Source organism: Paenibacillus sp. J22FR83 (assembly GCF_059691955.1).
This window is the reverse complement of sequence record NZ_JCAUAM010000004.1, coordinates 292,500-306,479: the sequence shown is the minus strand read 5'-3', so window position 1 is coordinate 306,479 and position 13,980 is coordinate 292,500. Positions and strand designations below refer to the sequence as shown.

The 13,980-nt window shown below is 43.8% G+C and carries 10 protein-coding genes; 1 reads left to right on the top strand and 9 read right to left on the bottom strand.

The annotated features are described in order from the left end of the window. Positions 1–5 precede the first annotated feature (5 nt). From AC58PV_RS09865 to AC58PV_RS09855, 3 genes are all read right to left on the bottom strand, one after another. Entirely contained in the window at positions 6–878 is an 873-nt protein-coding gene (locus tag AC58PV_RS09865; RefSeq protein ID WP_497432078.1) for a carbohydrate ABC transporter permease, read from the bottom strand. A gap of 61 nt (positions 879–939) precedes the next feature. Next, a complete protein-coding gene (locus tag AC58PV_RS09860) occupies positions 940–1,878 on the bottom strand; it encodes an ABC transporter permease (RefSeq protein ID WP_497432167.1) in 939 nt (312 codons plus the stop codon). A 435-nt stretch (positions 1,879–2,313) separates the two neighbouring features. After that, entirely contained in the window at positions 2,314–3,612 is a 1,299-nt protein-coding gene (locus AC58PV_RS09855) for an alpha-glucosidase/alpha-galactosidase (RefSeq protein WP_497432077.1), read from the bottom strand. A gap of 168 nt (positions 3,613–3,780) precedes the next feature. On the opposite strand from AC58PV_RS09855, the gene AC58PV_RS09850 reads away from it, so the two are divergent. Beyond that, positions 3,781–4,632 carry a helix-turn-helix transcriptional regulator gene (locus AC58PV_RS09850; protein ID WP_497432076.1) on the top strand — a complete coding sequence of 284 codons (852 nt, stop codon included), beginning with the start codon at positions 3,781–3,783 and terminating at the stop codon, positions 4,630–4,632. A 209-nt stretch (positions 4,633–4,841) separates the two neighbouring features. On the opposite strand, the gene AC58PV_RS09845 is transcribed toward AC58PV_RS09850, so the two are convergent. From AC58PV_RS09845 to AC58PV_RS09820, 6 genes are all read right to left on the bottom strand, one after another. Beyond that, entirely contained in the window at positions 4,842–6,212 is a 1,371-nt protein-coding gene (locus AC58PV_RS09845; RefSeq protein WP_497432075.1) for an FAD-dependent oxidoreductase, read from the bottom strand. A gap of 39 nt (positions 6,213–6,251) precedes the next feature. Further along, the gene (locus tag AC58PV_RS09840; protein ID WP_497432074.1) at positions 6,252–7,871 is read right to left on the bottom strand and encodes an extracellular solute-binding protein; all 1,620 of its coding nucleotides are present in this window, start codon (positions 7,869–7,871) and stop codon (positions 6,252–6,254) included. Between the two features lie 137 nt (positions 7,872–8,008). Continuing rightward, positions 8,009–8,899, bottom strand: a complete 891-nt coding sequence (locus tag AC58PV_RS09835; RefSeq protein ID WP_497432073.1) for a carbohydrate ABC transporter permease — start codon at positions 8,897–8,899, stop codon at positions 8,009–8,011. 13 nt (positions 8,900–8,912) lie between these two features. Beyond that, complete coding sequence (locus AC58PV_RS09830; RefSeq protein ID WP_497432072.1) at positions 8,913–9,896, bottom strand: ABC transporter permease; 984 nt, start codon at positions 9,894–9,896, stop codon at positions 8,913–8,915. A gap of 210 nt (positions 9,897–10,106) precedes the next feature. Next, on the bottom strand, positions 10,107–12,395 hold the full coding sequence (locus AC58PV_RS09825) for an AraC family transcriptional regulator (RefSeq protein WP_497432071.1): 2,289 nt from the start codon (positions 12,393–12,395) through the stop codon (positions 10,107–10,109). Positions 12,396–12,591: 196 nt separating this feature from the next. After that, entirely contained in the window at positions 12,592–13,641 is a 1,050-nt protein-coding gene (locus AC58PV_RS09820; RefSeq protein WP_497432070.1) for a leucine-rich repeat domain-containing protein, read from the bottom strand. Between the last annotated feature and the right edge of the window lie 339 nt (positions 13,642–13,980).

Here is a 13,980-nt window from a genome sequence, read left to right as displayed (position 1 = left end):
GGAGATTATCCTTTCACAGCGCCGATTGTCAATCCCCGAACAAAGAATCTTTGGAAGAATAGATAGATGAAAATAATGGGTCCAATCGCCAGAACAGCCATTGCCATCCGGGATGCTTCCGTAGGAATGTCCTGCATCTCGCCGTTAGGGGCATTCATCATGACATCAGTGCTGGACATGAGCATAACAAGCAGATATTGGAGAGTAAGTAATTTGTGGTTATCTATAAATAATAAACTCAAATACCAGTCATTCCAATAGTGCAGCGCCAAAAATAATCCAATCGTGGCAAGAATCGGTGTAGAGAGCGGAAGTACGATCTGGAAGTAGGTGCGCAACTCCCCAGCCCCTTCGATCTTCCCGGATTCAATCAATGAAGCAGGAATCTCCGCGAAAAAGGCGCGCATCAGCAATACATAGAACGGCTGCACCAGATAAGGAAGGATCAGTGCCCAGATCGAATCCTTCAGATGCAGGTATTGTGTAACAAGAATATAGAATGGAATAAGACCCCCGTGAAAAAGCATCGTAAAAAATACATAGAATGAAATTTTATTACGCAATGCAAAATCAGGCCGCGACAGCGGATATGCTAACAAAGAGGTAATAAACAAGCCGATCATGGTCCCAATAACGGTAGTCATGGCTGTGACTAAATAGGCATTAGAGATCAGAGTTGCACCGTTTAATACATAACGATACGCATCGGCCGAAAATACTTTTGGTAATAATTGGTAACCGTCCATAACAAGACTTTTCTCGGCTGTAAATGAGATCGATATAACAAGTACAAGCGGAATTATACAGATGAGAGTGAGGACGAGTAGAAAGCTATAGAAGAGCGTTTTGGTCAGTGTTTTTAGCACAGATGTATGCATCGCTAATGGGCTCCTTGTATGGTTATTAGGTTTGTATTGTCGTTCGACTGAGCTGATTAAGCTAGAATAACGCCTTTTCCTTATCCATCCTCCGGACAATCATATTGGACAACAATACAAGCACGAAGCCCACGATTGATTGGTACAAGCCCGCAGCGGAAGCCATGCCGACATCACCCACAGTGCGGAACATACGGAAAACGTAAGTGTCGATGACATCAGTTGTCGGATAGAGCATGCCCGTATCGCGCGTCACATTATAGAACAAACCGAAATCCGCGTAGAATATGCGCCCCAACTGTAATAACACCATGATGATAATGACCGGGAAAAGCAGTGGAAGCGTAATGTACCAAATTTGCTGCAGCTTGCTCGCCCCGTCGATCTTGGCTGCTTCGAAGTATTCGCTGTTGATGCCAAGAATGCTTGCAAGGTAGATGACACTGAAATAACCTGAGAACTTCCACGCATACACGATTACGAGAATGGCAGGCCAATATTGAGCTTTGTTATACCATTGGACTGGATCAATTCCGAAGCCGACCAGCAAATGATTCACCATACCAGAAGAAGTCAGCAAGGCATATACAAAGTAGCTGACAATAACCCACGACAGTAAATATGGGAAAAAGATCGCGGATTGTACGACACTGTTCACCCAACGCGTTTTGACTTCGTTCATAATCAAGGCAAGACCAACAGATATAACGAGCCCTATTACGATGAACAAGAAATTTAAGTATAAAGTGTTGTAAGTGATCGTCCATGCGTCTGCGGAAGCAAAAAGAAATTCGAAATTTTTGAAACCGATCCACCTGCTTCCGAGCAATCCGTCGCGAAAATTATAGTCTTTGAAGGCGATAATGATTCCGAGCATAGGCAAGTAAGAGAATACGAGCAGCACAACCAAACCCGGGATGGTCATGAGAAATAAGGGGCCGTTTTTGCGGAACCAGCTACTTGATTTTCGTAAGAAAGGAGAGTTCGCTTTCAATCTCATAGCGGTTGAGGTTGAGTGAGCAGGAAATTCGGTAGTTGATACATTTGTTGATGAGCCGGCAGTTATCTCTGCAGATCGATTAGCGGCTTCCTCGGCTGAAAGTTTGGATTTTACATTATGCATGGTTTCCTCCTGATATGAATGTTGTAGTCTCTACAGATTCATCATATCTAAGGCAAAAATACCATGCTACGCCAATAACCATAGTCTTTCATAAATAGTAACAAGGTAGAGGTATAAGATCTAAACATTTAGCCAAAAAGTAAACATTACGTGCTGCAACAACTACGCCATACCGTTTCAGCAGCGGTTTCTTTCTTGTTCGTGCTGCTTCTCAACTAGCCTTCCACCTCTTAGACATCGAGGTCCATACAACTATTGATGAAAAAACCTCAAGGATTGGACATCCTGGAGGTTTTCTTCAGCTTTGTATCTTTACTTATACGCAGGCAGCCAGCTGCCATGAGCTTCAATCATTTCGTCGCAAAGTGCAACGATATCATCCATTGATAGCTCCGCAGAGGTGTGAGGATCCAACAACGCAGCGTGATAAATATGCTCCCGCTTCTGCGTAATCGCCGCTTCGATCGTCAGCAGTTGAGTATTAATATTCGTTCGGTTCAAGGCTGCGCATTGAGGCGGCAAATCACCTACATATGTCGGATTTATGCCATTGCCGTCCACCATACACGGCACCTCTACACATGCCTCCCGGGGTAGATTCGTAATCAGACCGGTATTCATTACATTGCCGCCGATTTTGAAGGGAATGTTCGTTTCCATCGCTTCAAATATAAAGGAGGCATATTCATAGGATCGTTCATGGCTCAGATTCACATCGTTTACAAGCTCATCTCGCAACGTCTTCCAGCGGTTAATATGCTTTAAACATCGGCGAGGATATTCGTCAAGTGGAATATTGAATCGGTCGATGAGCTCCGGGTAGCTCTTTTTGATGAAATATGGATGATATTCAGCATTATGCTCAGACGATTCGGTTATATAATAGCCAAACTTTAACATAAGCTCGAGTCGCACCATATCCTCATGTGTTTCCTTCTGCTTCTCAATAGCAAGGCGTTTAATCTCTGGGTACAAATCTACGCCGTCCCGCGAAGCCTCGAGTAGCCAAGCCATATGGTTAATCCCGGCAATTCGTGTCTTGACACCCGTTTTATCCATGCCCAGATTATCGAACAGATGGGACAAGCAAGCCTGTACACTATGGCAAAGTCCTACAGTCCTCACACCACCATATGTATTCATGACATTCGTGAGCACAGCCATCGGGTTCGTGTAATTGAGAAACCACGCATCCGGACATACCTCGCGAATATCTGCGGCAAAGTCCAGCATGACAGGGATCGTGCGCAGATTGCGAAACAATCCGCCGATGCCCACCGTATCTGCAATCGTCTGACGAAGCCCATACTTCTTCGGGATTTCAAAATCAGTAATCGTACAAGGATCATAACCTCCTACCTGGATGGCATTTACGATATATTTTGCCCCCCGAAGCGCTTCCTTGCGGGATGTGTACACCTTGAGAACACATGTGCTGCCTGTTGTTCTCAAAAGGTTTTGCAGCATGTTATAGGAATCTTTCATCCTAGCATGATCAATATCGAACAGAGCCAGCTCGTAGCCCTGAAGCGACGGAGTCAGCATACAATCCCCTAACACATTTCTCGTAAATACAGAGCTGCCTGCTCCCAAAAAAGTAATTTTCGACATCTCGTCTCCTCCTCTGAATAGAAAAATACATCACCCATCACACACACAAAGTATACTCGGCACATCGCATCTCTTACTATGGAACAAAGCGTGAAGCGTATGGACATTTGTAGTTTTGTTCGGTAGACTTATGAGCATGAATGACGGATAAAGGAGACAAGTATTGCTATGAGGCCAAGTCACCGTACCTTTCATATCGCATATAACCCGGCACCTGGTCATGCGGATTGGACAGTTCTGTACAGCGGAGAAGGCGGTCCGGTTGCTGGGCACTGCGTGGGTCCGGCCATGTATGATTATTATCTCATTCATACCGTGCTGACCGGGGCAGGTATATTCGAATCAGGTGGTGTCCCTTATCGCTGTGAGGCGGGAGATACCTTCGTCATTTTTCCAGGTCAACTGTTCCGCTATGCAGCCGATGCTGAGAATCCTTGGGATTATGCCTGGGTTGCCTTTACAGGACATGTCCATGATCCGTTTCTGGCAGCACTTGGAGTAACACCCGAAGCACCCGTTGTGCGTGGCAGCGACACAGCAACTTTAATGCCGATCTATCGTAACCTCAGGCTCTGTTTTGAGAAGGCCGAGGCTAGGCTGTTAATCGAGCTGGAAGCTGGTGGTCTGTTAAGGCTTCTGCTTCATGAGTTTAGCCATTGTAATCGAATAAATATGCCAACAAAACCTTCGCAAGAGTCCGACATCGAACGGCAAATTGCTCAAGCTATACGATGGCTGACACTTCAGTACAATCAACCCATTTCCATCGAAAGCATGTCTCGCTCACTTGGCTACAATCGTACCCACCTGTCGAAGATGTTTAAGAAAATGACCGGACTATCTCCCATGCAGTACTTGCTCAAGGTTCGAATGGATCGCGCAGAAAAGCTGCTGGACGGGCCACTTACCATTACGCAAATTGCCTTGTCTGTTGGATTCACTGACGCTTTGCACTTCTCGAAGCAATTCCACAAATGGTGCGGCAAGTCGCCTTCCACTTATAGAAATGAGAAACGATGAAGGAATGATAACGCGGAGCAGCGGGTAGGGCATCTGGTATCGGATTTGCGATGGCAAAAAGGCCCGTGCACTTGAACAATAAGATATGGTTGTTGGCAGGAATACGGCTAAATTAGCGGCAGCTCGACCAACAATTTGAAACCTCCAGGATTGAACATCCTGGAGGTTATCTTCATTTATACCTGTTATTATCCATATAACGGGCAATCTTAGCCCGGTCCTCTATAATTCCTTTGAGTGGCTACCTCCTTGTTCGTATAAGAAGGACTAATCTCTTTACCAGCTTTAGAGAAAACGACCCCTTGCTCGCCTAATGCATGAAGCAATTGTTGAATATTGACTTCTCTCACGGGTACTTGCTCTTGTATGGCAAGGCTAGCAGCTGTCCCCGCTGCTTGCCCCATTGCCATACAAGGTCCTTTGACACGATAAGACGCATGAGCGACATACGAACCAGAAATACATCTTCCCGCCACTAGTAATTGCTCGCGATCTTCGGGAACTAAACATCGATAGGGAATTTGGTAAGCACCCGATTTCCCCTTCCGGCGCCCTACATCAAATACGGGCTGGGATTTATCTACCGGATCATGAATATCGACTGGAAACGTGACATCGGCAATTGCATCCTCGAACCGCGCTCCATCAAAAATGTCGTCGTCGCTAAGCCGATATTCGCCTGCGATGCGACGGGTTTCCCTTACGCCAATCTGCGTTGCTGTTTCGATTAAATAGGAATCCGCAAACTCCTTCACACGCGATTTCAGGAATCGGCAAACTTCTAATACTTGCTTGCGTCCTTCAATCTCCGCTCGGCTTAAATCGCGTACAGATGTTCCATCCACACCTCGGATGTGTGTTAACTGCATGACGATTTCATTAGGATTCGGCAAATGGATCGCCCACGGAACATCGAATGGTAAACGATAGGTATCGCCAGTTTCTTCAATTGCTTTGTTACATAGATCGACCAGATCGCTGTGAACACGCTGTACCCACTCCACACCTCCCATTCGGAACATATACGTCATTGGCTGCATAAGTCCGTCTTCGGGACGTCCCTTTTCATAACGACAACCTGCACGGGCAGCCACATCGCCATCACCTGTCGTATCGATAACCGTCTTGGCCAAATACACTTCACGGCCTGATTTACTTTCCACAATAACTCCGCTCACATAATTCTCTTCAACAATAGGAGCGACGACAAAGCTGTGAAACAGTATCTCCGCTCCGCTTTCGAGCACAAGTGCTTCGCTCACATGCTTAAACAATTCGGGATCAAATGAAATTTTCCAAAATGGCGCCCCCCAACCTCCCAGCTGTTCGAGCCTCTTGATCAACTCCTGATTGATCCCTTTGTTCGAATAACAATCAAAGTGTGGTACAACAAGTCCTGCTGTAGCCATACCGCCTAGGAATCCATAGCGTTCCAACAGCAACGTCCTAGCCCCGCTCCTTGCAGCTGCGATGGCTGCACCTATGCCTGCCGGCCCTCCCCCTGCTACAATGACGTCGAATTCCCCGCCTATTGGCAGTTTTCTTGCTGCTTCCTCATAGGTTCTCGCTTGATTCTCCATAATCCGTTTGCCTCGCTCTCTGTCAATTTGCAGCCGTGCTTATTTCGCAGCTTTCCAGCGATCATAGGCAGCCTGATAAATTTTCACCATTTCATCCACATTCATTTTATTGACCGTTTTCACATAATCGTCCCAACCGCTAAGCGCATCTTTATCAATAATGAACTTCGCTTCCATTTGATTGATATACGTACTAATGTCAGTATTAAGCACATTTAAGCGCTTCTGCTCTTCTGGCGTAAAATACACAATTGGATATGGAAGCTTGGCATTTTTCAAATAATCTTCTGACACCTTATGCAGCCACTGTGTAACCTGGTTATTGATTTTGTAATGGAACTCCTTGCTCTTGAATGTTGGAATAATGTTTCCTGGGTCGGGGGCATTTTGCCCACGGAATTCCTCTACATTTTTCCCATCTACTGTAAGTCTTTCCCACTTGGTTTTCCCTGCGTCCACCCACTTCCAGCCTTTCCCTTCGATACCAGAATTGCCTAGCGCAGCCCCTTCATCCGTATACAAATAGTCAACCCAGCGAAGTGTAGCTTCCGGATATTTATTTTTCTTTGTAATGGCAAAAGCGCCTCGCTGAATGTCACTATTCTTGCTTAACATCGGCGTGCTATTAACAGGACTTGTAAGGAGTGGAAGTGCTGGATGCTTAAAATTATCTTCATCCTTTTTTATATCGAGGAAGACGAATGGCGCAGCATGGTTGAAGATACCCACCTTGTCTGCTTTACCTTTGGCTGCAAACTGTTGGGCAGTTTGAGTAAATATTTCATTATCCAAAAACTTTTCTGAATAGAGGCGGTTCATATATTGTAAATATTGCTTATATCCTTCTTGAACTGGAATGAAAACGACTTTATCGTTCTTCACTTCAATCCCATCCCACGTCTTGCTGCTAGTCGCCAAATGGCCAAATGCACTCAGTAAATAAATTCTCAGTCCACCGATTTCTTGGGAGGATAAGGGGATCTCATCCGATTGCCCATTCTTATTAGGATCCTTCTCTTTGAAAAGTTTAAGTAAGCTGTACAACTCATCCGTCGTAGTCGGAGCTTTCGTCACACCAACGCTTTGCATCCAATCCCCATTGATCCATAGCTTAGGAATTAAATTATGAGCGAGCTCGGTGATTTGCGGAAGCGCATAAATGTGGCCGTCTGTCGACGTAATTGACTTCCGAATTTCTGGTTTGCTTTGCAGTAACTTGTAGAGATTAGGCGCGTTTTTCTCGATAAGACCTTCCAAAGGAATCAAGACACCCTGACCGCCATAATCGATTTCTTCCGCTGTTGTCAGATTCGCTGCGAAGAAGACATCTGGATAATCCGCGCTTGCAAACGCCAAATTTTTCTTCTCGGTAAAGCTTGTTGCTGGAGGTGTATCAAACTCAAAATGGATATTTGTTTTCGATTCCATCTCTTTAAAGAAATCCATTTGGTCCCAAGGACCCTGGATAGCTGCTCTGACTCCCATCATTTTCAGATTGATTTTATCTTTCACGATCGGGAAACCACTTCCGCTCAGATTGGTCTGATTTCCTCCCTCTGTTGACTTTGGCTTTACTACATCCTGATCCTTGGAACAAGCTGCAATGACTGTGCTTAACAATAGTAGCGAAGTAAGAAGAGCTAGTTTTCTTTTCATCATGTTTTCCCCCTATATATGGATAAGAAATTCAGACACCATAATTAATCCGCAGTATAATAAAACGCTTTCATTATCATTCGACTATTACATAGAAATCCCCCCTCTCCCAATCGAAAACATTCTCATAGCTGCCAGCATCACCCCTTAAGCGAACCCACCAGTACCCCTTTTACGAAAAAGCGCTGCAAGAATGGATATACAATGAGCAACGGTAGTGCGGATACGATCATGACCGCATATTTGACAATATCGGCAACGCGAGCCTGCTCTGCAAGTGCCTGCAGGTCATCGCCGTTCATAAGAACGGTAGCGCTCATTTCGTTGAGCACCAGAATTTCTCTGAGCACGATCTGCAGCGGAAACAATGATTCTTTTGACAAATAAATCATGGCATTAAAATACTGATTCCAATGGCCAACTGCTTGAAATAGGGCAATAACAGCTATGATTGGCATGGAGATCGGCAGGATTACCGAGAAAAACGTGCGAAATATGGAACATCCGTCTATTTCTGCTGCTTCCTCCAATTCTCGTGGGACGGAACTTTGAAAATAGGTGCGAGCGACGATGATACTCCAAACATTCGCTGCATTCGGAAGCACCATGGCCCAGACCGAATTAACCATCCCTAGACTTTTCACCAACAGATACGTTGGAATAATTCCTCCGTTGAAGAACATGGTTATCAACATGAACGCCATAATGACGTGACGGTAAGGCAAATCCCTCCGGTTAAGCGCATAAGCGCAAGGAATCATTATTGCCAAATTAATGCCAACGCCAAGGCAGGTATAGCAAATCGTATTCAGATATCCTCGCCATATATCACCGTTTTCAAATACGCGTTGGTAGCCTTCGAATGTAATACCTCGGGGCCATAGCCACATCTGGCCTGTATTTACAAGGGTAGGATTACTGATTGAAGCGCTAATAATATAAATTAAGGGATATAATACGGCAATTAACACGAGGATCAGGATAGAACGATTGATCCAATCAAATATTTTGTCTGACTGCGTTGCGTTCATTGAACAATTCCCCCTACCATAAGCTGCTGTCATTCACTTTGCGAGCGATTTGGTTAACCGTAACAAGGAGAATCAGATTTATCAAAGAATTGAATAATCCGACTGCGGTAGCAAAGCTGTACTGTCCCTGCAGCAAGCCACTTTTGTATACATACGTTTGAATGACTTCCGACGCGTCTAGGTTAACCGGATTTTGTAACAAATACACTTTCTCAAACCCTACGGACATGAAACTCCCCATGCTTAAAATGAACAAAATAATAATCGTCGGCATAATCGTTGGTAAATTAATATAATAAATACGCTGTACACGGGTTGCTCCATCAACGGTAGCCGCTTCATGGTGCTCCGGATTGACACCTGCAAGCGCCGCCAGATAAATAATTGCACCCCAGCCCATATTTTGCCATTCACCTGAGAGGACATAGATCGTAGAGAACCACTCCGGTTTACTCATGAAGAAGATTGGTTCTCCTCCCAAGATGGCAATCAACTTATTCATAATTCCTGTATTCGGATTCAAAAATGCGATGAGCATACCACTGAGCACGACCACTGAAATGAAATGCGGTGCGTAGGTAACCGTTTGTACAAACCTCTTGAACACACCATTTCTAAGCTCATGAATAGACAAAGCGATCAGGATTGGTAGTGGAAACAACACCATTTGATAGGTGCTGATCAGAAGTGTATTTTTCAGAATGGTTGTAAAATAGCTGCTATGAAAGAAACGTACGTAATGTTCGAAGCCTACCCATTCGCTCCCCCAGATCCCTTTCGTAGCTACATAATCTTTGAATGCAATCTGCACGCCGTACATCGGATAATAATGAAATAGGAGGAAATAGAGAACTGCAGGGGTAACGAACACATAAAGCTGCCAATATTTTCTCAACAAACCGGCTTTCCTAGTCATGCGCTCCTTACCCGCAACCGCCACAAAGGGCTTCTTGGCTACTGTATGTTCCTGATTGAGTTGCTGCGATTGGGGATTCATTGCTGACCTCCTTTTTACTTGAATAGTTGACTTACGTTCAATCTGTCTTCACTATACGAAGTATGGACTTTGCTGTAAATTGGTCGATTGTGCAGGAGTGGTATCCGATGCAAAAACCTCCAAAACCCTTGCCATATAAGGTTTTTACATGTAAAAAACCTGCCAGAGTCATCGACTCAGACAGGTTCATGGTCATAAAAATAAAGGTGATTACCGACTCACTTTGTTCAGTTTACGGAATTCGCCGGGCGTTATGCCTTCGCTCTTTTTGAATTTACGCATAAATGTCGAAACGTCTAAATAACCGGCGGACACAATAATATCCTTTATTGGCTTGTCTGTTCGGACAAGTTGATCCTTGATTTCATTCATACGTAATTCGGATATGTAATCGGTAAATGTTGTGCCAGTTAATTCCTTAATGAAGCGGCTTAAATAGGAAGGTGTCATTGCAAAATGCTGTGCTGCTTGTTCCAATGTAAGTAAATTGGATAAATAGTGCATTTCGAGGTAAATCAGTACGTCATGCTTGAGCTGACTATGCTCACTATCCTGCTGCTTCTGAACTTCCAAGCAGATTTCTTTGACAATTACGCTCATCTGTTCCTTAAGCCTATCTAGCGATTGAAAATCTACCAACGCTGTAATGGCCGAAGCGAATTGTGGCAGCTTCAGTTCGTTGGTCTTCTTGAACAGTGTATTTATAATATCCATACACATGCATTTCAGAAGTAGAATGGACTGCTGCTGCGAGGAAATACTGCGAAACATGGACACGAGTGCTTCCTGAGCGACAATTTCGTCCCCTTTCTTGATACTGTGTTCGAATTTCACCTGATCCTCGATCGGATACCAGCTCGAGTTCTCTTGAAATTTATGAATATCTTCAAAGAAGATGACGGTTCCTTTACCTAGCTTAAGACGAAACTCCATTGCTGCCGAAGCTTCTATGAAAGAGCGGTTTGCATAAATCAGCTGATTAAAAATCGTTCCCACAGATAGTGTCGGAGTTACTATACCTTCAGCGTTTAAAATGTCGATGATTTGCAAACCGACTTTGGATTGGAAGGCCTTCGCTTCTTCCGAATTCACATGGATCTTCGCATCCAAAGCAACAATAAATGCAATCGCTCGATTTTGGATAAGTTCAACACCGAACCCCGTACCACCCCATACCTCTAGCCGCATCAACTTACTTAAAACTTGTTCTTTTTTTACTGCCTCATAATTGTCATCTGCTCGTTCGCTCGCCTCATCCCAAACGATCATCATCGTATAACAAGCAGTTACCGACTCATTGTTGGTCTCAAACCCCAGACAGCTCCGCAATTCCTGAGGATCAACCCAATCGCCATTGAGCAGTTTGACGAGCACCCTTTCACGAATCCATGGACGATGGGCATTAATCCTCTCCTGTAGATCTATATTATGATCCATCGTTTCGTCGATCGTTCGGCGGATTGTATCCCAAACATTACTGTTCTTGGTCCGCTCCGCTTGACTGCGCCCGCGCAAATAAACCATTAGATTGCGAACGGGACGATATTGCGTCAACGAAACGAGCAATGCCGCACATAAGCCCGTCATGACGACAAAGAGCAAGGCCATTTGTATAAATGTCTTGCGTTCCACAACTCGACTGAAAAATTGGTCCTGTGGCATTAGTACAGCGAATGTCCAGCCAGTTGCATCTGAACGTACCGTAGAAACCGAATAGGTTCCGTCGGTCCCGTCAAGATTATAGACACCGTCTGCCCGATGTTCACCGAGGAAAGAAATCATTTGGTCTTCTGGAACTCGTGAATTCCGATCTTTCCCTGCTACCAGTTTATTTTGTGCATCCATAATCATGACTCTGCCATCGAAATTGCCAAGCATATTTTCTATCAAACCTGCTAGTTTAGACTCACGAACCAAAAACAGCACCGTTGCATAAGGGGAAAGCTCTTTAATCGGATACATAAAGGTCAACATGCGGTCTGTCTCATAATTCACCGTCACATTTTCAACTGGAGAAATCATTGGCTTTCCTAGCGTGTTTATCAATTGGATGAACGAGTCTTCTTCTTTCGATCCATAATGATAGTATACTTTTGTAACCGTTTTCAAGTCAGTTAATCCAGCAGCCGAATACATCACCTCATCTCCACGAAAATATAGAAATAGTTCATCAGGCAGTGAACTTAACGTCTTATAACGGGCTAATTCGTCAATCGCTTCAATAACACGTTCTTGATCGTTGCGAACCATAAACGGAGTCAATTGGGAATCATAACCAATTTTTGCAGACGTACGCCCGAGATCAAGTAGACGGATATCCGCTGATTCTTTAACTTGCATAAGCTTACTTAGATTGGAAGCTTCAATTTCTGTTCGTAAATTGACGACAGCGCTTTGATAAATGATAATACCAAGAGCAAGAACGGGAATGGAAAATACAATCAAGTTTGATAGGAAATAGCGCAGTAGCAACGATTCTTTGATCTTCCTTACATACATAAGTTAATTCCTCCCAATCCGCAGCCTAATGTCAATTTACACCTATGTCTTGTAAGATTCAACTTTATTATTTCATTCCACTCCATTATAAGCTAAAGATGGACTAACACGGGACCATTCACCGTTTGAAACCAGCAATTCATACCTCATCACGTATAAAAAAAGAAGCTGCCTCATGGCAAGCTCCTCTCTCTCCTCATATCTCAGTTTCCCATAACGAATCTCGCGACAAATTAATATAGGCCAATTGCTCCATTTCATTGAGAAAATCAGGCTTCCGATCCATCATAGATATGGCTACGTTTAAAATTCGCAGCTTCTTCAGCTTCTTCATTTCGACCGGTAATTCATGAATTGAGGTATATTGTATCGTTAACTGTTCCAGTTTCTCAAGCTCTCCAATTTCTGCTGGTAAGGCGTTCAGGCTGATTTCTTCCTTCGACTTTATCTGAAATCCCGGAGTCGGTCGATCCGAGCTTCCGCATTGGATGCAAAGTACTCTAAGGTTCTTCAACTTCGCTATGGATGCTGGAATATAGGCCAAATCAGCTGTTTGGATGGTTAAACTTTCAAGCTTACTTAACTCACATAGCTCCTCAGGCAAGTAGTAAAGATCTTGTTCAAAAATGACTAGCTCTCGCAGCTCTGTAAGCTCCCGAATTCTCTCGGGCAACTCCGTTACATGATGTCGACTAATATACAGCTTATCCGTTTTATGTTTAATGGCATCGTCTAGTAGACGATCAAAGTCCTTGTGAGCCTCTATTCTTAGAAAAAGTCCTGTCATTTGATCCATCAATCCCATTGCTTCTTCCTCAGTTACATCCATCCCATACTCATCTTCATGGACAATCGAGTACAGGTAGTCTCCGCCACCTTCTTTCAAAAAGCATAAGTCTTCCGGAAGTTTAGGGAAGATCCAATCCGACAACTTATTGGCCATCTGCTTCAGCAGATTCCCGCTTTCTCCACAGCATCTATACAAATAATAAGTTCCCGCGGTATAAAAAGCATGACTTCGATATTGTTCTTTAATTTGAATAACATCTTCGATATTCTCGCCTTGAATAATGATTGTTTTCACCAAGTATGGCTCTAATGCTACTAATACGCTTGTGTATTGCTTCTGCTCCCCATCTGCAAGATGCCATAGTCTTTCGCTAAGCACAAAACATTTCGAGTTTCGTATCGCTAAATCGATGACTTGCGCGTAGGCATGTCCTTTGGGATCTGTATGCATTCTCATTCGTTAAATCTCCATTTCAAATCGTATTAATTACGACAACACAATCAGGGATTATGACTATTAGTTAATTAAACAACCGAGATATTAAAATTGTAATCGTAGGACCAATTACCACGAACCCTAACAATATGGCAACAAACTTCATTGGTGTCGACAACCCTTTTGACGTTTGCAATTGATCGATTTTTTCGTTTAATTTCTTCAATTCTTCCAGTATTTCTTTGCTTAATTCATCAGACATGCTCAATTGTACGCACCTTCCATTTACAAATTTAAAATCCATACAGCATATTTTACCATAATTAGGAATCTGTTTTTCAAAAAAAAATAGACCCGCAG

Excerpts from the sequence above, each read along its gene's own strand:
- AC58PV_RS09820 (WP_497432070.1), bottom strand. The coding sequence starts at position 13,641 with ATGAGAATGCATACAGATCCCAAAGGACATGCCTACGCGCAAGTCATC.
- AC58PV_RS09835 (WP_497432073.1), bottom strand. The coding sequence starts at position 8,899 with ATGAACGCAACGCAGTCAGACAAAATATTTGATTGGATCAATCGTTCT.
- AC58PV_RS09850 (WP_497432076.1), top strand. The coding sequence starts at position 3,781 with ATGAGGCCAAGTCACCGTACCTTTCATATCGCATATAACCCGGCACCT.
- AC58PV_RS09825 (WP_497432071.1), bottom strand. The coding sequence starts at position 12,395 with ATGTATGTAAGGAAGATCAAAGAATCGTTGCTACTGCGCTATTTCCTA.
- AC58PV_RS09865 (WP_497432078.1), bottom strand. The coding sequence starts at position 878 with ATGCATACATCTGTGCTAAAAACACTGACCAAAACGCTCTTCTATAGC.
- AC58PV_RS09845 (WP_497432075.1), bottom strand. The coding sequence starts at position 6,212 with ATGGAGAATCAAGCGAGAACCTATGAGGAAGCAGCAAGAAAACTGCCA.
- AC58PV_RS09840 (WP_497432074.1), bottom strand. The coding sequence starts at position 7,871 with ATGATGAAAAGAAAACTAGCTCTTCTTACTTCGCTACTATTGTTAAGC.
- AC58PV_RS09830 (WP_497432072.1), bottom strand. The coding sequence starts at position 9,896 with ATGAATCCCCAATCGCAGCAACTCAATCAGGAACATACAGTAGCCAAG.
- AC58PV_RS09860 (WP_497432167.1), bottom strand. The coding sequence starts at position 1,878 with ATGAGATTGAAAGCGAACTCTCCTTTCTTACGAAAATCAAGTAGCTGG.
- AC58PV_RS09855 (WP_497432077.1), bottom strand. The coding sequence starts at position 3,612 with ATGTCGAAAATTACTTTTTTGGGAGCAGGCAGCTCTGTATTTACGAGA.